This is a genomic window from Rhodococcus sp. NPDC056960 (assembly GCF_042674125.1).
Lineage (GTDB): Bacteria > Actinomycetota > Actinomycetes > Mycobacteriales > Mycobacteriaceae > Rhodococcus_F.
On the sequence record NZ_JBHURF010000029.1, the window covers coordinates 23,234 to 41,249 of the forward strand.

Annotated in this window: 21 protein-coding genes; 13 read left to right on the forward strand and 8 right to left on the reverse strand. The window is 66.8% G+C overall.

Going from position 1 to position 18,016, the window contains the following annotated elements; genetic code table 11:
• Nucleotides 1-38: 38 nt before the first annotated feature.
• On the forward strand, nt 39-1,079 hold the full coding sequence (locus ACFTWF_RS35395; protein WP_378465741.1) for an NAD(P)-dependent alcohol dehydrogenase: 1,041 nt from the start codon (nt 39-41) through the stop codon (nt 1,077-1,079).
• A 1-nt stretch (nt 1,080) separates the two neighbouring features.
• On the opposite strand, the gene ACFTWF_RS35400 is transcribed toward ACFTWF_RS35395, so the two are convergent.
• A complete protein-coding gene (locus ACFTWF_RS35400; RefSeq protein WP_378465742.1) occupies nt 1,081-1,878 on the reverse strand; it encodes an RNA polymerase sigma factor SigF in 798 nt (265 codons plus the stop codon).
• Nucleotides 1,875-2,309, reverse strand: a complete 435-nt coding sequence (locus tag ACFTWF_RS35405; protein WP_378465743.1) for an ATP-binding protein — start codon at nt 2,307-2,309, stop codon at nt 1,875-1,877. Before ACFTWF_RS35405 ends, ACFTWF_RS35400 begins: the two co-directional genes overlap by 4 nt.
• Nucleotides 2,310-2,530: 221 nt before the next feature.
• Between ACFTWF_RS35405 and ACFTWF_RS35410 the strand changes: the two genes are divergently transcribed.
• A complete protein-coding gene (locus ACFTWF_RS35410; RefSeq protein ID WP_378465744.1) occupies nt 2,531-3,298 on the forward strand; it encodes an ANTAR domain-containing protein in 768 nt (255 codons plus the stop codon).
• Between the two features lie 358 nt (nt 3,299-3,656).
• On the forward strand, nt 3,657-3,965 hold the full coding sequence (locus ACFTWF_RS35415) for an STAS domain-containing protein (protein WP_378465826.1): 309 nt from the start codon (nt 3,657-3,659) through the stop codon (nt 3,963-3,965).
• A 22-nt stretch (nt 3,966-3,987) separates the two neighbouring features.
• On the opposite strand, the gene ACFTWF_RS35420 is transcribed toward ACFTWF_RS35415, so the two are convergent.
• From ACFTWF_RS35420 to ACFTWF_RS35430, 3 genes are all read right to left on the reverse strand, one after another.
• Nucleotides 3,988-5,190: a glycosyltransferase gene (locus ACFTWF_RS35420; protein WP_378465745.1), complete on the reverse strand. Its 1,203-nt coding sequence runs from the start codon at nt 5,188-5,190 to the stop codon at nt 3,988-3,990.
• A 186-nt stretch (nt 5,191-5,376) separates the two neighbouring features.
• Entirely contained in the window at nt 5,377-5,532 is a 156-nt protein-coding gene (locus tag ACFTWF_RS35425) for a DUF6131 family protein (protein ID WP_005251863.1), read from the reverse strand.
• A gap of 16 nt (nt 5,533-5,548) precedes the next feature.
• Nucleotides 5,549-6,106, reverse strand: coding sequence for a DUF2231 domain-containing protein (locus ACFTWF_RS35430; RefSeq protein ID WP_378465746.1), 558 nt, complete (start codon nt 6,104-6,106; stop codon nt 5,549-5,551).
• A 96-nt stretch (nt 6,107-6,202) separates the two neighbouring features.
• Here ACFTWF_RS35430 and ACFTWF_RS35435 point away from each other — a divergent pair, with 96 nt between their 5' ends.
• Nucleotides 6,203-6,433, forward strand: coding sequence for a hypothetical protein (locus ACFTWF_RS35435; RefSeq protein WP_378465747.1), 231 nt, complete (start codon nt 6,203-6,205; stop codon nt 6,431-6,433).
• Nucleotides 6,434-6,443: 10 nt separating this feature from the next.
• On the opposite strand, the gene ACFTWF_RS35440 is transcribed toward ACFTWF_RS35435, so the two are convergent.
• Complete coding sequence (locus ACFTWF_RS35440; RefSeq protein WP_378465748.1) at nt 6,444-7,304, reverse strand: polyphosphate kinase 2 family protein; 861 nt, start codon at nt 7,302-7,304, stop codon at nt 6,444-6,446.
• A gap of 35 nt (nt 7,305-7,339) precedes the next feature.
• Between ACFTWF_RS35440 and ACFTWF_RS35445 the strand changes: the two genes are divergently transcribed.
• Entirely contained in the window at nt 7,340-8,815 is a 1,476-nt protein-coding gene (locus ACFTWF_RS35445) for a flavin-containing monooxygenase (protein WP_378465749.1), read from the forward strand.
• Here the strand turns inward: ACFTWF_RS35445 and ACFTWF_RS35450 are convergent.
• Together ACFTWF_RS35450 and ACFTWF_RS35455 are read right to left on the reverse strand one after the other, a co-directional pair.
• Nucleotides 8,802-9,110, reverse strand: coding sequence for a DUF4873 domain-containing protein (locus ACFTWF_RS35450; protein ID WP_378465750.1), 309 nt, complete (start codon nt 9,108-9,110; stop codon nt 8,802-8,804). The two genes, ACFTWF_RS35445 and ACFTWF_RS35450, sit on opposite strands and share 14 nt — an antisense overlap.
• Before the next feature lie 48 nt (nt 9,111-9,158).
• A complete protein-coding gene (locus ACFTWF_RS35455; protein WP_378465751.1) occupies nt 9,159-9,893 on the reverse strand; it encodes a TetR/AcrR family transcriptional regulator in 735 nt (244 codons plus the stop codon).
• Nucleotides 9,894-10,038: 145 nt separating this feature from the next.
• Between ACFTWF_RS35455 and ACFTWF_RS35460 the strand changes: the two genes are divergently transcribed.
• The 8 genes from ACFTWF_RS35460 to ACFTWF_RS35495 all read left to right on the forward strand — a co-directional run bounded on the left by ACFTWF_RS35460 (nt 10,039) and on the right by ACFTWF_RS35495 (nt 17,845).
• Nucleotides 10,039-11,310 (forward strand): DUF445 domain-containing protein, encoded by a 1,272-nt coding sequence (locus tag ACFTWF_RS35460; RefSeq protein ID WP_378465752.1) that lies wholly within the window; start codon nt 10,039-10,041, stop codon nt 11,308-11,310.
• A 91-nt stretch (nt 11,311-11,401) separates the two neighbouring features.
• Nucleotides 11,402-11,908, forward strand: a complete 507-nt coding sequence (locus ACFTWF_RS35465) for a helix-turn-helix domain-containing protein (RefSeq protein ID WP_185725292.1) — start codon at nt 11,402-11,404, stop codon at nt 11,906-11,908.
• Nucleotides 11,901-12,746: a major lipid droplet protein TadA gene (gene tadA / locus ACFTWF_RS35470; RefSeq protein ID WP_378465753.1), complete on the forward strand. Its 846-nt coding sequence runs from the start codon at nt 11,901-11,903 to the stop codon at nt 12,744-12,746. The genes ACFTWF_RS35465 and tadA overlap by 8 nt, the downstream gene beginning before the upstream one ends.
• 72 nt (nt 12,747-12,818) lie before the next feature.
• Entirely contained in the window at nt 12,819-13,112 is a 294-nt protein-coding gene (locus tag ACFTWF_RS35475; protein WP_185725290.1) for a DUF2516 family protein, read from the forward strand.
• 126 nt (nt 13,113-13,238) lie between these two features.
• On the forward strand, nt 13,239-14,165 hold the full coding sequence (locus tag ACFTWF_RS35480; protein WP_378465827.1) for a diiron oxygenase: 927 nt from the start codon (nt 13,239-13,241) through the stop codon (nt 14,163-14,165).
• Nucleotides 14,165-14,935 carry a MerR family transcriptional regulator gene (locus ACFTWF_RS35485; protein WP_378465754.1) on the forward strand — a complete coding sequence of 257 codons (771 nt, stop codon included), beginning with the start codon at nt 14,165-14,167 and terminating at the stop codon, nt 14,933-14,935. Before ACFTWF_RS35480 ends, ACFTWF_RS35485 begins: the two co-directional genes overlap by 1 nt.
• Before the next feature lie 18 nt (nt 14,936-14,953).
• Nucleotides 14,954-15,982: an alpha/beta fold hydrolase gene (locus ACFTWF_RS35490; protein ID WP_378465755.1), complete on the forward strand. Its 1,029-nt coding sequence runs from the start codon at nt 14,954-14,956 to the stop codon at nt 15,980-15,982.
• Between the two features lie 180 nt (nt 15,983-16,162).
• Nucleotides 16,163-17,845 (forward strand): FAD-dependent oxidoreductase, encoded by a 1,683-nt coding sequence (locus ACFTWF_RS35495; RefSeq protein WP_378465756.1) that lies wholly within the window; start codon nt 16,163-16,165, stop codon nt 17,843-17,845.
• Nucleotides 17,846-18,016 lie beyond the last annotated feature (171 nt).

The window sequence follows — 18,016 nt, forward strand, 5'->3', positions numbered from 1 at the left end:
ACGTGCGTTCGGGCGCACCAGCATGTAGGCATGTAAGCATGGTTACCGCAGCCGCATACGCAGTTACGTCCGCCGAAGGCTCCTTCGAGAAGACCACCATCGATCGCCGCGAGCTCGGACCGCTGGACGTACTCATCGAGATCAAGTTCGCCGGCATCTGCCACTCCGACATTCACACCGCACGGAACGAGTGGGGTGGCACCCGGTATCCGGTCGTGCCCGGACACGAGATCGCCGGTGTCGTGGTCGCGGTCGGAGCCGAAGTCACGAAACACCGGGTCGGCGACCGCGTCGGTGTCGGATGCTTCGTCGACTCCTGCGGGGAGTGCGACGCCTGCACGGCCGACGAGGAACAGTACTGCGTCCACCGGGCCACCGGAACGTACAACGCCGAGGGGCGCGACGGCGAGCGGACGCAGGGCGGCTATTCGACGCACATCGTCGTGACGGAACGATTCGTCCTGTCCATCCCCGACAGCCTCGAACTGGACGTCGCGGCGCCGCTGCTCTGCGCGGGCATCACGCTCTACTCACCCCTCGCGCACTGGGGCGCCGGGCCGGGGAAGAAGGTCGCCATCATCGGAATGGGCGGACTCGGCCACGTCGGCGTGAAGATCGCGCACGCGATGGGCGCCGAGGTCACCGTGCTCAGCCAGTCCCTCGGCAAGAAGGACGACGGGCTGAAGTTCGGCGCCGACCACTACTACGCCACCTCGGATCCGGCCACGTTCACGCGGTTGCGTGGACACTTCGACCTCATCGTCAACACCGTCTCGGTGAACCTCGACATCGACGCGTATCTGTCGATGCTCGCGATCGACGGCACCCTCGTCGAACTGGGCCTGCCCGAGAAGCCGATCGAGGTGCGCGCGTTCAGCCTCGCGGCCAACCGGCGCAGCCTGGCCGGTTCGATGGTGGGCGGCATCGCGCAGACCCAGGAGATGCTGAACTTCTGCGCCCAGCACGCCATCGGGGCCGAGATCGAGATCATCTCCGCGGGCGAGATCGACGACGCCTACGACCGGGTCGTCGCCAGCGACGTGCGGTACCGATTCGTGATCGACACGGCAACGATCTGACTCACTGATCGCCGAGTTGGTCTCGTAACGATGCCAGGGTCTTCGCCAGCAGGCGCGAGACGTGCATCTGCGAGATACCGACGCGATCGGCGATCTGAGTCTGGGTCATGTTGCCGAAGAAGCGGAGCATGAGAACCGTCCGCTCACGTTCGGGCAGTGACTGGAGCAGCGGGCGCAGGGTCTCGTGGTTCTCGACGTCGTCCATCGCGGCGTCGTAGTCGCCGAGCGTCTCCACCATGGACAGCTCCCCGGCGCGGTCGGAGGACGTGTTGTCGACCGACACGGTCTGATAGGCGTTGCCGGCGAGGAGGCCCTGCGCCACCTCCTCCTGTTCGAGGTCGAGATGCTCGGCGAGTTCGCTGACGGTGGGGGCGTGGCCGAGACTCTGGGACAGTTCGGCGACGGCCTGGCTGAGTGCGAGGTGCAGTTCCTTCATGCGGCGCGGCACCCGGACCGCCCACCCGGTGTCTCGGAAGTGCCGCCGGACCTCACCCATGATGGTGGGGACGGCGAACGACACGAAGTCGGATCCACGATCGACGTCGAAGCGATCCACCGAGTTGACCAGGCCGAGACGCGCGACCTGGACCAGATCGTCGTGCGCCTCACCGCGGCCGTCGAAACGACGGGCGATGTGCTCGGCGAGCGGGAGGCAGCGAGTCACGACGGCGTCGCGCAGTCTGCTGCGCCGGGGGTCGTCCTCGTCGAGGGCTGCCATCTGTTCGAACAGTGCTGTGACGTCCTGATACTCGTCCGGCCAACGGGCCGTGTGCCCCCCACTGTGAGTATGGGACGTCACAGACTCAGGCCGTTCTTCACCTTGGTGAATTCCATGGTGGTGACGAACCCCGCCGTGACGGGATCGCGTTCCTGTCGTAGATCGACCGAATCGGTGAGTGCGTTGAGCACGTGCCAGGCGAACGAGCGCTCGCCGAGAGAGTCGACCGAGGTGGTGGTGCTCGACACGTCGACCCGCAGTGTGCCGTCCAGATATTGCAGGCGGCACACGAGCACTGCGTCCGGTGTCGCCCGGACGATCAGCTGGGTACAGATCTCGTCCATGGCCAGTTTGATATCGGCGATGGAGTCGAGGTCGTAATCTTCGTGGATGGCAACGGTAGCTGCCAGGGCGCGCAGTACGGAGAGCTGATCGGGCGTTGCTCGCACGCGCAGTTCGACGACGGGATGTGTGTGATCCTGGTCGGGTTCGATTGTCTTGGCGATGGCCATGAGACCTCCGGGTCGGGCGTTCCGGGCTTACGCGGGCGGTGGGGTCGGCTCGCGCTGCTGAGAAATCAGGGTAGCGATCCGTCGACACCGCAGGTGGAATACCGCAGAACGGGGCCGATCAAACCAGTCCGATCAGTACGTTTGCCCGAGTAATGTTGGCGGCACGATCAGCGTTCCTACGGCCCTCGGCAGGGGCATGGTGGTCACGGGAGACGAGCGGGATGCCTGACGAGATTCACCTGCACACTTTGACGAGCGACGTCGATACGGGGGGCTTCGACGCGGTCACGGCGTCGCTCGAAGCGGTGCTCGCGCTACTCGAGACCGAGGACGAGGCGAACGCCGCTCTGCACACGCTGTGCCTTCAGGTGGTCCAGGCGTTCCCGGGCGCATCGATGGCCGGGGTCACCGTTCTCCGGACGTCGGGTCCCGTGACGGCGGCGGTGACGTCGGACGTGGCGGCACGACTGCAGGAGCTACAGCACCGCCTCGGCGAGGGCCCTGCGCTCGATGCCGCACGCTCCGGCGACACCGTGCGGGCCGACCGCGCGGGCGCGCACGAGAGGTGGCCTGCATACAGCGCGAGTTCCGAACAGGCTGGTGTGCACAGTTATCTGTCGGTGCCGTTGCTGCCCGGCACGGAGCAGCCCGGCTCTCTGAACCTGTACGGCGTGCTGCCTCACGCCTTCCATCGGATGAACGAGTCCGTCCTCGCGTTGTATGTGGAGGCGGCCGCCGTCGCGGTGCGCAATGCGCGGCGGTACGGCGAAGCACGGAATCTGATCGAGCAGCTTCGCATCGCGCTGCGGTCGCGTGCGGTCATCGACCAGGCGAAGGGAATCGTGATGGCGCTGCGCGGTCTCGACGCCGAGACCGCTTTCGACGTTCTCGTCGCGCGTTCCCAGCGGGAAAACGTGAAATTACGCGTGGTCGCAGAACGTGTCGTCGCGGCTGTTTCCGGGCGTGAATCCGTGCGTAACGGTTTGTAATCTCCCACCTGGGCAAATGAGGGCCCGAGTATCTGTTATTTCCTTGTGACACATCACAGGCGGGAGTAGTCTCGAACCGAGGTTGAACACACAGCCGATGTCGGGAAGCGCTGCCGTAGCAGACAGTGTCATGTGTCCGAGGTCGGGTCTGTCTGCAAGTGCTCCGTTTCCCTACTCAATGTTCGAGATGGGGTGAGCCATGTCTGTTGGTGCAGGGGTCCCAGAACCTGAACTGGCGTGTTCGGGCACGGAGTTCGGTACCGGTTACAAGCCGAGAGTAACGCTCTCGGCCGTCGGTTCCGCTCCGACACGCTGTGGGAGCGCGGAATTCACTTCCGAGCGCCTCGGGTCCGGGGTGGTGTTGGTAGGGGTGCGGGGCGAGATCGACCTGTTCAGTGCACCGGTCTTTCGTGACTACGTGTGCACGCAGATTTCGCCGGAGGGGCAGTTCATTCTCGACATGTCGAAGGTGGACTTCATCGGAACCGCGGGTCTGTCGGTGCTCGACAGCGTGCACGCGCGACACGTCCGGGACGGGCGGACGTGGGCGATGATCTGCGGTCGGCCGGTATACCGCCTGCTCAGGGCGGCCGGTCAGGAGTCGAGCTACCCGTGCTTCGCTTCCGTGGACAGTGCCCTCGGGGCCTGGCACGGCAGAACGGCCTGATCGATCGAACCGGCGCCCACGCTCAGTGGGCACCGGTTCGACTCGTGCGCGGAGGAGCCGACACACAGCGCCCGTAGGCGCGCAAGGTGTCGGTGGCGACCCGGTCCCACGAGTAGCGCGCCCGCGCGCGGTCGCATCCCGCCATGCCGTAACCGGTGCGCAGGGCGTCGTCGTCGAAGATCTGCCGCAGCGCCTCGGCCAGGCGGACCGGATTCCGGGGCGAGATCAAGCGCCCCGTGATTCCGTCGACCACCGTGTCCCGCATACCGCCGACGGCGGACGCCACCACGGGGGTTCCGCAGGCCATCGCTTCGAGCGGAACCATGCCGAACGGCTCGTACCACGGGGTGCACACGACGGCATCCGCGGAACGCAGCAGCGACGGCATGGCGTTTCTCGGCACGCGCCCGACGATCCGCACCCGGTTGCGCACCTTGGTCTCCCGGGCCAGCGTCATCAGCCGAGACGCCTCGGGATCGTCGGCGACGTCGTCGGCAGCGGGACCGCCGGCAATGACGAGTTCGGTGTCGGGGAAGTGCGAGAGCGCCTCGATCGCGGTGTCGAAGCCCTTGCTCGGTGCGAGCCTGCCGACCATGACGAGCCGATGGCGCTTGCCCTTCTCGTCGGCGCGGCCGTCGGGCGTGAACTCGGTGACGTCGACACCGGACGGGACGACGGACGTGCGCGACCGGGGCAGGCCGAGATGGGAGAGTTCGAACACCTCGTCCGTACACGTCGCCACCACCCGGGTGGCTCCGCGGGCGATCAACTGCTCCAAATGAATTCGGCTGTGGGTGCTCGACGGCTCCGCGTGCTCGAATCTCTGCTCCACCACGCCCAGTGCATGGAACGTCTGGACCACCGGAATGCCGAGCGTGCGGGCGGCGAGTTGCGTCGCGATGCCCGACATCCAGTAGTGGGCGTGGACGATGTCGGGCCGCGCGGACTCCCAATCCGTCTTCAGGAAGCTGCCGAATGCGCCCATCAGCGGCAGGATCTCGGCTTCCGAGAGCCGGCGGGCCGGTCCGACCGGCACGTGCACGACGGTGTATCCGGCCGGGGCCGTGACCCGTTCGGGAACGTCGTCGCTCTCCGCCCGCGTATAGACGGTGACGTCGTGCCCTTCCCTCGTGAGAGCGGCGGACAGTTCGGCAAGGTGAATGCTCTGGCCCCCGACGTCGGCGCCGTCCGCGATGTCGAGCGGACTGGCGTTGGCCGAGACCATCGAAATCCTCAATCGTCTCGAGGTGCTGACGGAGGCCGTTCTCATCGGCTGCACGCCGCACACGGGAGGTCTCGGTTCGCGATGAAGGGCGGTCATGCCACGGGGATTCCCGAACTGCGGGTTTGTAAACCGACCGACTCGCACTCTGTCACGGGACGGGTGGCACGGGCCGGCCGGTGTTGCGAACTAGTACCAGCGTCGCCTGCCGCCGACCGCTCGCCCGGTGGCGCCGAGAATCCACAGGATCGCGCCGATCACCAGGAGGATGATGCCGATGGTCCACAGCCACGTGAGGCCGGTCAGCCATCCGATCAGGAGCAAGATCAGTCCGAGCACGATCATGACGTTCCTCGATTCTTCATCCCACCGGGGTGAGGAGCGAATCCGGTTCCGGACCCTCCCGCACCCCGTCGACTCCTGCGCCCATTGCGTAGGTCAGATGCCCGCCCAGCGCGCCACCGATGCCGATCGCGAGGAGTCCCGCGGTACTCGTGGCGATCGCGCGTGCGTCCGTTCCGTGCCTGCGGCGGAGGTAGGACGCGAGCATGGCGACGACCCCGACGGCGTTGGCCTCGGCGTGGATCAGTCCGACGCGACGCTGACGGGTGTCGCGTTCGGCCCAGTCCGCCCAGCCGGTCATCAGCGTCGGGGGAGTGGCGAGCAGTCCCAGGCCGATCAGTCTGCGCGCGCCGACGTGATCGCGAAGCGCCAGATCGAAGACGGTCGCGCCGATCCACGCCCCGATCGGAAGGCTCACGAGAACGGGATGCACGGGATGCCCGAGCCAGGATCCGCGCAACAGTGGACCCGCGTCAGAGGAACCGAGCGCCCCCCGGATCCTCTGCTGCAGAAATCGGCTGCCGCCGTCGAGGAAGCCGGCGGATTCCGCTTTCCGGAACAGATTCTCGAGCTTCATGACGTCCGATTACCCAGGGCCGCGCGAAGAAAACCCGTCTGCCTTGTCGTCGGTGCAGGTCGGGCGTAGCGTCGGGACCACGTTCTCGAAGGTGAGGTGAGTGCCGTGAAACTCAATCTCTTCGCTGCATGGGTCAGCTTCGCACTGGTGCTGCTCTCGGTGGTCTGTCTCGGCGGGTTCCTCGTCGCCGCAGGATCGGGCCAGGGGGGCTGGGCGGTGATCTCCGGATCGATGTGCGTGGTCGCGTTGGCCGGGGCGATGGCGCTGTACGGCGGAACCGTGCGGCACGATCACCGGCTGCATCACGAAACGCCGCACCTGTTCTGACGGTGCGGCTTCAGGATTCCGCGAGCCGCCGCTTCTCCTCGTCGATGTCGAACGCGGCGGGCGGCCAGTCGAGGTCGAGCTTCTCCAGGGCGTCGATCAGCAATTCGGTGACCGCGATCCTGCTGTACCACTTGCGGTCGCACGGCACCACGTGCCACGGCGCGTACTCGGTCGACGTCCTGTCGAGCATCGCCTGATACGCCTCCTGGTACGCCGGCCACATCCTGCGCTCGTCGACGTCCGCCGGGTTGTACTTCCAGTACTTGTCCGGCCGGTCCAGTCGCTCGTGCAGCCGCGCCTTCTGTTCGTCGAGTGACACGAACATGGCCACCTTCACCAGGGTGGTGCCCGCCAGGACGAGTTCCTTCTCGAATTGGTTGATCTCGTCGTAGCGGCCGCTCCAGACCGCCTCGGGCACGAGGTCGTGAACCCGGACCACCAGCACGTCCTCGTAGTGCGATCGGTCGAACACGCCGAGTTGCCCGCCGCGGGGCACGGCCTTACCGATCCGCCACAGGAAGTGGTGGCGCTTCTCCTCGGGAGTGGGAACACCGAACGAGGCATGATCGACACCCTGCGGGTCCACGTGCCCGATGACGTGGCGGACCATCCCGCCCTTCCCCGCGGTGTCCATGCCCTGGAGCACGAGGAGCACCGATCGCCGATCCCCGGATCGTCCTTTGGCGTAAAGCTTTTCCTGCAGGGCGGACAACACCGCGCCGCGTTCCTCGAACAGCTGGAGGCCGTCCGACTTGTCGCCGACGAATCCGGGTGTGCTCCCGCAGTCGAGGTCGGCGATCCGCCGGCCCGAGTGTGACCGTAGGGCCTCGGTAGCGGGCGTCTTCCAGAATCCGCGTGCGTTCTCTGCCATGTACAGACAGTGCCACACGAGCGTTACATGGAGGTGTGGGCGGCCAGGTGCATCAGTGCCGTGTCCTGGTGATCGGGACCGGCTTCTCCGGACTGGGCACGGCCATCCAGCTCCGCAAGCGGGGACGCGACGACTTCATCCTCCTGGAGAAGGCGCGGGAGGTCGGCGGCACCTGGCGCGAGAACACGTACCCGGGCTGTGCGTGCGACGTGCCCTCCCACCTGTATTCGTTCTCGTTCGAGCCGAACGCGGACTGGACGCGGATGTGGTCGGGGCAGGCGGAGATCTTCGAATATCTGCGCGGACTGGCCGACAAGTACGACCTACGGCGCAACATCCATTTCGGCCGCACGATGACGGCGGGGTCCTGGGACGCCGAACACGGCCGGTGGCACATCCACACCGAGTCGGGCGACGAATACGTCGCCCAGTTCGTCGTGTCCGGGATCGGCGCCCTCCACATCCCGAACGTCCCCGATCTGCCCGGAGCCGGGACGTTCGAAGGCACCGCGTTCCATTCGGCGCGGTGGAACCACGACTACGACCTGCGGGGCAAGAAGGTCGCGGTGATCGGCACGGGCGCCAGCGCCATCCAGTTCGTTCCCGAAATCGTGGGGGACGTCGCCGAGTTGCAGGTGTATCAGCGGACGCCGCCCTGGGTCATACCGGACTTGAACTTCCGCATTCCGCCGAGGGCGCGACGCCTGTTCGGCCGGGTCCCGCTCGCGCGACGGATGGCGCGCGCCGCGGTCTACTGGACGTACGAATCGCTCGCGCTCGGGTTCAACGGCCACTTCCGCCTGATGCGTCCGATCCAGAGCGCGGCGCGGAGGAATCTGCACAGGACCGTCACCGATCCCGAACTCCGCCGCAAGCTCACCCCGTCCTACCTCATCGGCTGCAAGCGGATCCTCGGGTCGAACGTGTACTACCCGGCGCTGATCTCACCGAAGTCGGTGGTGATCACCGAGGGCATCGCGGAGGTCCGCCCGCACGGCATCGTGGCGGGGGACGGGACGGTGCGGGACGTGGACGCGATCATCTACGCCACCGGATTCCACGTCACCGACGGCTTCGACAGGGCCGACCTCACCGGGGTCGACGGCAGGCGCCTCGCCGACGAATGGGAGAAGCACGGGATCCGCACCCACCTCGGTATCACGGTCGCGGGTTACCCCAACGCGTTCTTCCTGTTCGGCCCCAACACCGGGCTCGGTCACAATTCGGTGGTGTTCATGATCGAGTCGCAGATTCGTTACGTGCTGCAGCTGATGGACCTCGTCGACCGGCGCGGCGCCGAGGCTGCGGTCGTCCGCCCGGCGGTGCAGAGCAACTTCAACGCGGACATTCAGCGGAAGCTGTCGAAGGGTGTGTGGTCTCGCGGCGGATGCGTGAGCTGGTATCTGGACTCGCACGGCGTCAACCGCGCGATCTGGCCGGGCTCGACCGTGCGTTACTGGCAGCAGACGCGGTCGGTCGATCCGGCGGACTTCGAGTTCACACCCGGCTGAACGGCGGGGGCGTCACGCCGTCGACGAGATGGCTTCCCCACAGGTCCACCCCGGTGATCCGGGCGGTGGCCGTGCCGTCCGGGCTCGTGATCTGGAGTTCCGTGCCTGCGGACAGGTCTGCATCCGCGCCGAGGGCGTCCGTCAGCGTGCGGACGCGGCCGTGCCACACGTACCGGCCGCTGATGGGTTCGAAGTTTCCCGCCAACTGGACCTGCACGGTGACGGCGGGATGGTCACCGACAACGACGTCGGCGGGGCCGCGGTAGCCCTCTTCTTCTTCCTCGTGTTCGTTCACACAGGGAAGTTTACCTGTAACTGGCAGTTACACAAGAATGGGTGACGCCTACTCCGCCTCGGACGGAAGGAGCGGGTGGGGGATAGCGTTGAACCGCGCGGGCGAGCCGTTGACGGCCGCGATGCCGGTGACGCCACCCCAGGTCATCATCGTGAGGTAGTTGATCAGGTCCTCGACCGACATCGACCGGTTGGAGATCCACCAGTGGGTGGCCAGTTGCACACCGCCGACGATTCCGTACGCCCACGGGACTGCGCCGCCGGAGTCCATCTCCATCTGCCGCAGCCGCTCGCCGAGCACGGTGGAGAGCACCTCGGCGATCATCCGCTCCGAGTCGGCGACCGTCTCGCGGCCGGGGCCGGAACCGTTGGCCATGATGTACAGATAGACGTCGGGATCCGACGCCACCGTCTCGACGTACGCGGTGATGGTGGCGCGGGTCAACTCGAAGTCGTCGAGGTCTCCGCCGATGGCCTCGTAGATCCGCGGGGCGAGCGTGGTCTCCACGTACCGCGCCATGGTCGCGTTCGTCAGGTCGCTCTTGTCCGCGAAATAGCGGTACAACACGGTCTTGGAGACGCCGATCTCGGACGCGATCTCGTCCATGCCGATGTCCCGTCCACGCAGGCGGATGGCGGCGATCGTGCCGTCGACGAGTTCTTCGCGGCGCGCGATCTTGTGCTCACGCCAGCGGCGCTTGCGCCCATCGGGCTTTGCCGGCTTGTCCAGCTTCGTCATCGACCCGGTCACCTGCTCGGGATCCTTCACGTCGTCGTTCGCCACTGCGTCTCTTCACATCCGTTTCGTGTCGCGATCTCCTGTCAGCTTAGTGCGCGGGTCTTGTCCCACGGCACAACGCCGTCTGTGCGGGCGCGCGTCCAGCGGCTGGGCGGCCGCTTCCGCGCCGACCTTCGGCACAATGGCGTGTGTGGATCAATTGAGCCTTTCCGCCTTCGACGACGATGCGAAGCGTCGCGATCTCCGCAAGATGAAGGCTGTCGCAACGGGCTTCCTCGTCTTCGCCACCGTGGTCTACCTCGTGTGCAGGTGGCAGGAATCGCGGGGTGCCGGCGCATGGGTCGGCTACGTGCGGGCCGCGTCGGAGGCGGGCATGGTCGGTGCGCTGGCCGACTGGTTCGCGGTGACCGCGCTGTTCCGGCATCCGCTGGGGTTGCCGATCCCGCACACCGCGATCATCAAGCGGAAGAAGGACCAGCTGGGCGCGAGTCTGAGCAACTTCGTCGGCCAGAACTTCCTCGCACCCGAGGTCGTGTCCGCGAAGGTGGAGGCCGCGGAGATCCCGCTCCGGCTCGGCACGTGGATGGCGCAGCCGAAACATGCCGCGCGGGTCGCCGCCGAGACGGCCACCATCCTGCGCGGCTTCGTCGAGATCCTGCGTGACGAGGACGTGCAGCAGATCATCGACAGCACCTTGGTGCGCAGGCTGGCCGAGCCCCAGTGGGGGCCGCCGATCGGGCGGGTGCTCGGCGAACTGCTGCGCGAGAACCGGCAGCTGCCGATCCTGGATCTGCTCGCCGAGCGGGCGCACCAATGGGCGCTCGGGAGTCAGGAGACCATCGACCGGATCGTCAGCCGCGATTCGCCCGCCTGGTCGCCCAAGTTCGTCGACGCCATGCTCGGCGAGAAGATCCACCGAGAGCTCGTCGAATTCACCTGGAAGGTGCGATCGAACCCGGAGCACGAGGTGCGGCAGGCGGCCAACCGCTTCCTCGTCGACTTCGCCGACGACCTGCAGAACGATCCCGCGACCATGGAGAAGGCCGAGAAGATCAAGGCCGAGATCATGGGCCGCGAGGAAGTGACCGGCCTCGCCGCCGCGACGTGGAAGGTCGCCAAGCGCCTCATCATGGAATCCGTCGACGACCCGAACAGCACACTGCGCACGAAGGTCGCGGAGAACGTCGTGCGGTTCGGCGAGCGGCTGCGGGACGACCACGAGCTGAGGGCCAAGGTCGACGGGTGGGTGCTCGCCGGCACGCGCTACGTCGTCGTCCATTACACCGACGAGATCACCGGAATCATCTCCGACACCGTCGAGCGCTGGGACGCAGAGGAGGCGTCGAAGAAGATCGAGTTGCAGGTGGGACGGGACCTCCAGTTCATCCGCATCAACGGCACGGTGGTCGGTTCCATCGCGGGTCTGCTGATCTACACGTTCTCGACGCTGCTGTTCGGCTGACGCGCTGCCCGCTAGCTGGGTGCTAACAGAGTGCTTGCAATTGCTAGCACCCTCCTCTAGGCTTGGTCTTGCCCAGCAACACGGAGGACTGATGGCAAGCGACGATCGCGACGCAGCCGGTGCAGGAGATCTGGCAGCTCGCGTAGTCAGCAATGCCGCTCACGACATCGGAGGTTTCATTCGTGCCCAGCGCGAAGCGGCCCAGGTGTCGATGCGGCAGCTGGCGCAACTGGCCGGTGTCAGTAATCCGTATCTGAGTCAGATCGAACGTGGGTTGCGCAAGCCCTCGGCCGAGGTGCTTGGGCAGATAGCGAAGGGTCTCCGGGTTTCCTCGGAGGTCCTGTACGTCCAGGCGGGTTACCTCGAGCAGCGGCCACACGGTCCCCTCCGTGACGCTCTGCTCGCGGACACGGCCATCACCGAGCGGCAGAAGCAGGTGCTGCTCGAGATCTACGAGTCGTTCTGTCGTGAGAACGAATCGGCGGAAGCGGCCGAATCCCGGACGTCCGAGCTTCGGACAGATGAACACCAGCGTTCTGATTCCCAGACGCCGGAACCAGAACCCCCCACCGTTGAAGAGGAGAAAGCCGATGACTGACCAGAAGACCATCGACAGTGTGAAGACCTCGCTGTACGCCGCCGTAGGTGCCGGAGACGTCGTGGTGCAGGCCGTGGCCGACGTCGTCGCCCAGGTCCGCTCGCGTGCCGAGTCCACCCAGGGTGACGTCGAGGAGCGGGTCGGCGGCGCCAAGGAGCGCATCGCCGGCCTCCAGGAAGAGGTCACCGAGGGCGTCGAGAACCTGCGCGACCGCCTCGCCGGACTGCCGTCCGAGCTGCCCGAGGAGCTTGCCGAGCTGCGGGAGAAGTTCACCGCGGACGAGCTGCGCAAGGTCGCCGAGGCGTACCTGAAGGTCGCCTCCGATCTGTACACGTCGCTCGCCGAGCGCGGCGAGGACACGGTCGAGCGCATCCGCAAGCAGCCGGTCGTCGAGGAGGGCATCGGCCGCGCCGAGACCGCTTTCGGTGACGCCGTCGAGCTGACCGAGGAAGCTCTCGGCACCGTCGCGCGGCAGACGCGCGCAGTGGGCGAGCAGGCCGCGAAGCTTGCGGGCCGCGCGTCGGGCCGCATCTCCGACACCGCCGAGGGTCTCGGCGAGGCCATCGCCGACGCCGGCGACGAGGCTGCCCTGAAGGTGCTCGACCTGGGCGATCAGGCCGAGGCGGCGTCGAAGGATGCCGCCGAGCGCGTCACCGCCACCGCGGCCGACGTTCAGGCTCAGGCAGACAAGGCCGCCCCCGCCAAGCACGCTGCTCCGGCCAAGGCTGCTCCGGCCAAGGCTGCTCCGGCCAAGGCCGCGGCAACGCCCGCAGCGGCACCCGCCAAGAAGACCGCTGCTGCTCCGGCCAAGAAGGCTGCTCCGGTCAAGAAGGCTTGATCCTTCACGCTTTTCGGCCCCCGCACCGTTGGTGCGGGGGCCGTTTGCGTGCCGACCTCGTAGGATGGTGCTGTGATTCAAGTTGACGGCGTCGTGTCGGTGATCTTGCTGGTGATTCGCATCATTGCCCTGGGTGGTGCGGCGTTCGCGCTGTTTCACGCGGCTCGCCAGCGCAAAGACGCGTTCACCGCAGTGGACAAGTTGAGCAAACCGATCTGGCTGAGCATTCTCGCCGTCGCGTTCCTCGTTCTCCTGCTGTTCCCCGCGGTCCAATTGTTCGGCATCGTCGCGGTCGTCGCAGTGTGCGTCTATCTCGTCGACGTGCGTCCGCGCGTCGACGACGTGCAGCGCGGACCTCGCTGGTAGCTGCGCAGCCATCGTCTCTCCGAAACGAAGTCGTGGACTTCGCATGCCTCGATCATGACAATGGACATTGTGACAATGCTATTGTGATGAGACGGCTACCGAGGAGCTGACATGTCCGTCGTCAACATGCGGAACTCAGAGAGCACTGCCCACCCCGCGTCCCGGCTGACGCGCGCCGGTGATCGCCAGGACACGGCGGCCCGGCTGCTGGCCTCCTCCGCGCGCAAGTCGTACGACCCGCTGATCGAGGTCGACTGGGAGGCGCCGATCCCGGAGGATCGGTACGGCATGACCCCGGAATGGTGCAGCCTCTACGGCACCGCCATGTGGGACGCCATGACCGAGGAACAGCGCGTCACCCTCACCAAACATGAGGCGGCCAGCATCGCCGGCACCGGAATCTGGTTCGAGCTGATCCTGATGCAGATGCTGGTCCGCGACATCTACTCGCACGACCCGTCCACACCCCACGTGCAGTTCGCGCTCACCGAGATCGCCGACGAGTGCAGGCACTCCACGATGTTCGCCCGGTCCGCACAGCGATTCGGGATTCCGTCGTACCGGCCCAAGTGGTGGATCCGGCAGAGCGCGCGCGCCTTCAAGGCCACGGCCACGGGGTCGCTGGCATACGGCGGGACCTTGTTCGCCGAGGAGATCCTCGACATGATGCAGCGCGATTTCATGAAGGACGAACGGGTGCAGCCGATCACCCGCACCGTCAGCAGGATTCACGTGCTCGAGGAATCCCGCCACATCAAGTTCGCGCGCGAGGAGACGGTCCGCCGCGTACGGAACGCGTCGTGGTTCACCCGGGCGCGGGTGCGACTCGTCCTCGGGACCACCGCCTACTTCGTCGTCACCAGCCTGGTGAATCCGCGGGTCTACGCGGCCGCCGGTCTCGATGTGGACGAAGCGAAGAAGGCCGCGAAATCGAACCGGCACTATCACGACATGCTGCGCGAGGGTTGCTCCAAGACCATCGAATTCCTCGACGCGGTCGGCCTCGTCGGCGGACCCTCCCGGCTGCTGCTCCGACGGGCGCACATCGTCTGATGAAGGAATACCGGATCGACGACCTCGCTCGCGAGGCGCGGGTCAGCGTGCGCAACGTGCGCGTCTATCAGGATCGCGGCCTGCTTCCGCCGCCGCGGAAGCAGGGGCGCACCGGGTGGTACAACGAGTCGCATCTCGCGCGGCTGCACCTGATCGGGCGCATGCTCGACCGCGGCTACACGTTCGCCACCATCAGCGAACTCCTCACGGCCGCCCACTACGGACTCCAGGTCAAGGAGGTCCTGGAGACCGACGACCCGGGCAGCCGGTGGACGAAGCGCCGGCGTGCGGCCCGCCTCACGATGGCCGAGCTTCGACGCATGTTCGGGGCCCAGACCACCGAGGCCAATATCGCCCGGGGCGCCGAACTCGGTGTGCTCGTCCCCGCCGGCGACGACTATTCGGTGAACAATCCGCGTCTGGTCGAGGCGGCGCAACTCCTCGTCGACGCAGGCATCCCGCTCGAGGAGGTTCTCGAGCAGACTGCGGCAGTGCGGCAAGGGCTTTCGGACGTCGCAGCGCGGTTCGTCGCCGTCGTCGCGGACCGCTATCTCGGCGCCGGAGACGAGCCGCTCGAACTGGACGAGGCGAAGGTGTCGGACATCGCGCAGCTCGTCGACCGGATGCGGCCCCTCGCGCACGACGCCGTCCAGTCGCTGTTCGCAGAGGCGATGGAGGAGCAGATCTCCCAGGCGCTCGAGCGGGCGGCCCGGCGGCTCGGCGAGACGCCCGACCCGGCGAAGAACCCGGACACCAACAGAGCAAGTTAGACAGGAACAGGGGTAGGAATGACCAGCAGTCCACGCACCATCGCCTTCGGGGCACTCGCCGGCGCGGCCGGGGTGGGTGCACTCGCCGCCGCGGCGACGATCCGCCGCAAGCGCGCCACCCGGGGGTTGACGTTGTCGACCGAGGTGGCCCCGAACGAACTGCTGCGCCCCCCGACTCTGCGCCCGGACGTGACCGAGATCCTCATCGACGACGGAGCGACTCTGTACGTCCGCGCGTACGGTCCGGTGGACGGCGATCCCATTGTGCTGAGCCATGGTTGGACCTGCTCCACCGAATACTGGTATCCGCAGGTGAACGCTCTCGCGGGTGAGTACCGCGTGATCACCTACGACCAGCGCGGCCACGGTCGCAGCTCGGTGGGCTCGCTCGCGCTCGGCCCGGACGTCCTCGCCGACGATCTGTCGGAGGTATTGAAGGCGACGGTGCACGAAGACAAGAAGGCCGTGCTCGTGGGTCACAGCATGGGCGGCATGAGCATCATGGCGTGGGCCGGCCGGCACCCCGACGAGGTGAAGAAGTACGCGCAGGCCGTGCTCCTCGCGAGCACCGCCTGCGACCGTCTCATCGCCGAGACCACTGTCATCCCGCTGCCGAATCGTTTTCCGCGCGTGCCGGTTCCGGTAGGCCGCGCCGTCCTGAGCGCACCGATGCCGCTGGTGTCTTCCTCGGTGACGACCCGCGCGATCCAGTACGTGTCGATGTCGCCGAACGCCTCGCGCGCCGAGGTCCAGTTCTGCGAGAACATCGTCCGGGACTGCAAGCCGCGGATCCGGGGCGGCTGGGGCGCGGCGCTCAGCGGCCTCGACATCCACGAGGCGCTCGACAACCTCGACGTGCCGACCACGGTGCTCGTCGGCTCCATGGACCGGCTGACACCGCCGGTTCACGCTCGCAAACTCGCCCGCGTCCTCGACGAGGCCGGTCATCTCGAGCGGCTCATCGTTCTTCCCGGGGTCGGGCACATGAGCTCGGTCGAGAACATCGACGAATTCGACAAGGAGATCGTGCGGCTTCGCACTCTCTGACCCGTCGACCGCTCCGCTCGGAGAAATCGGGCCCACACGCGCAGGCGTGTGGGCCCGATTTCGTCGTGCCGGTGTGAGGCTTGACACATTGTTGGCTGACATCTAACGTTATTTGTATCACTGTTAAACGTGACGAGGTGCGCGTCCGCAGATCCGATCTCGAAGCGATAGGAGCTCACGTTGGCTCATGTAGTCACCCAGTCCTGCTGTAACGACGCCAGTTGCGTCCCGGTGTGCCCCGTCGATTGCATTCATCCGACTCCGAACGAGCCCGGCTACGGCCGCGCGGAGATGCTGTACATCGATCCGGCCGGCTGCATCGACTGCGGCGCATGCATCGACGCGTGCCCGGTCGACGCCATCGTTCCCGACTACGACCTGACCCCGGAAACCGCGCGCTACGAGGAGATCAACGCGGCGTTCTACGCGAACCGGGACCCGCTCGCTCCGGCCGCCGTGCCACCGGCCGCAGCGCTGCAGGTGTCCGAACGCGGGCTGCTGCGGGTGGCGATCGTCGGGTCCGGGCCGTCCGGCTGTTACGCCGCGGAGAACCTGCTGTCGCGCAGCGGCCTCGCCGTGGAAGTCTCCTTCTTCGAGAAGTTGGCGACACCGTTCGGGCTGATCCGGTTCGGCGTCGCACCGGACCATCAGGGGACCAAGGCGGTCGCGTCGCAGTTCCAGAAGACGGCGTCGCGGAAGAACGTGGACTTCTACCTCAATGTCGAGGTGGGAGAACACCTCACGCACGACGAGTTGCTCGCGCACCACGATGCGGTGATCTACGCGGTCGGCGCCCCCGCCGACTGCGCGCTGGGGATTCCCGGCGAGGATCTGCCCGGAAGCCACTCGGCAACCGAATTCGTGGGGTGGTACAACGGTCATCCCGATCACGCGCACCGCACCTTCGACCTGTCGGGCACGCGCGCCGTGATCATCGGCAACGGCAACGTCGCGCTGGATGTGGCCCGAGTGCTCGTGTCCGGCGCCTCCGTGCTGAGGAAGACCGATATCGCCCCGCACGCACTGGAAGCGTTGTCGGAGAGCAGGATCGAGGAAGTGGTCGTCGTCGGGCGGAGAGGACCGGCGCAGGCGGCGTACACGAACCCCGAGTTGCTTGCGCTGGGCTACCTCCCGGGCGTTCACGTCGCGGTAGATCCCGACGAGATGGCGGAGGCACCGACATCCGGTGGGCGCCCCGATTCGATCGAGGCGATGAAAGCGAGGATCGTCGCGGAGTTCGCCGCGGCCCCGCGTACGCCGGGAGACAGACGTATTGCGTTGCGCTATCTGCTTTCTCCGGTGGAGATGCTCGGGCACCACCGGGTGGAGGGGATTCGTCTGGTTCGCAACGAGCTGGTTCCGGATCCGGCGGGCAACCCGGCGGCGGTGCCGACCGGTGTTGCCGAGGACATCGATTGCGGCCTGGTCCTGCGGTCGGTGGGGTACCGCGGCGTCCCGGTGGCGGGTATCCCCGTCTCGGGTGCGCGCGCGACGATGCGGAACGATGGAGGCCGTGTGCTGGATCCGGATTCGGGCGCCCCGATGCCGGGCGTGTACACAGTCGGGTGGATCAAACGCGGTCCGTCCGGCGTCATCGGGACCAACAAGGCCTGCGCCGCCGAAACCGTCGACGCCCTCGTCGACGACTTCCACGCCGGGCGTGTGACGGCTCCGGGCGGCGGTCGCGACGAGCTCCGCCGGCTGGTCGCGGAGCGGCGGCCCGACCGGATCGACTACGACGGATGGAAGACGATCGACGCCTACGAGCGGCGGCTGGGCAGGGAATCCGGCAGGCCGCGGGTGAAGCTGGTCGACACTGCTTCGATGATTGAAATCGCCTCACGTGCAGTCATTTCCGGATGATGCACGCGCGATGATCCGATTCGCCGCACGCCGAGAAAGTGATTGACGTCTCACGGCCTAACGGTATAAGGTTTATCCGGATCGGAGATGCGGCTCGCATACGATCCGCTCGACCGGCAACAGCCCGCCGTCGAGGATCGGAACAGTCTCGCCGCCCGGCTTCGCCGCACG

Coding starts and splice junctions, on each gene's coding strand:
- ACFTWF_RS35490 (WP_378465755.1), top strand. CDS start 14,954: ATGACCAGCAGTCCACGCACCATCGCCTTCGGGGCACTCGCCGGCGCG.
- ACFTWF_RS35410 (WP_378465744.1), top strand. CDS start 2,531: ATGCCTGACGAGATTCACCTGCACACTTTGACGAGCGACGTCGATACG.
- tadA (WP_378465753.1), top strand. CDS start 11,901: ATGACTGACCAGAAGACCATCGACAGTGTGAAGACCTCGCTGTACGCC.
- ACFTWF_RS35440 (WP_378465748.1), bottom strand. CDS start 7,304: ATGGCAGAGAACGCACGCGGATTCTGGAAGACGCCCGCTACCGAGGCC.
- ACFTWF_RS35485 (WP_378465754.1), top strand. CDS start 14,165: ATGAAGGAATACCGGATCGACGACCTCGCTCGCGAGGCGCGGGTCAGC.
- ACFTWF_RS35420 (WP_378465745.1), bottom strand. CDS start 5,190: ATGGTCTCGGCCAACGCCAGTCCGCTCGACATCGCGGACGGCGCCGAC.
- ACFTWF_RS35425 (WP_005251863.1), bottom strand. CDS start 5,532: ATGATCGTGCTCGGACTGATCTTGCTCCTGATCGGATGGCTGACCGGC.
- ACFTWF_RS35480 (WP_378465827.1), top strand. CDS start 13,239: ATGCGGAACTCAGAGAGCACTGCCCACCCCGCGTCCCGGCTGACGCGC.
- ACFTWF_RS35465 (WP_185725292.1), top strand. CDS start 11,402: ATGGCAAGCGACGATCGCGACGCAGCCGGTGCAGGAGATCTGGCAGCT.
- ACFTWF_RS35430 (WP_378465746.1), bottom strand. CDS start 6,106: ATGAAGCTCGAGAATCTGTTCCGGAAAGCGGAATCCGCCGGCTTCCTC.
- ACFTWF_RS35405 (WP_378465743.1), bottom strand. CDS start 2,309: ATGGCCATCGCCAAGACAATCGAACCCGACCAGGATCACACACATCCC.
- ACFTWF_RS35395 (WP_378465741.1), top strand. CDS start 39: ATGGTTACCGCAGCCGCATACGCAGTTACGTCCGCCGAAGGCTCCTTC.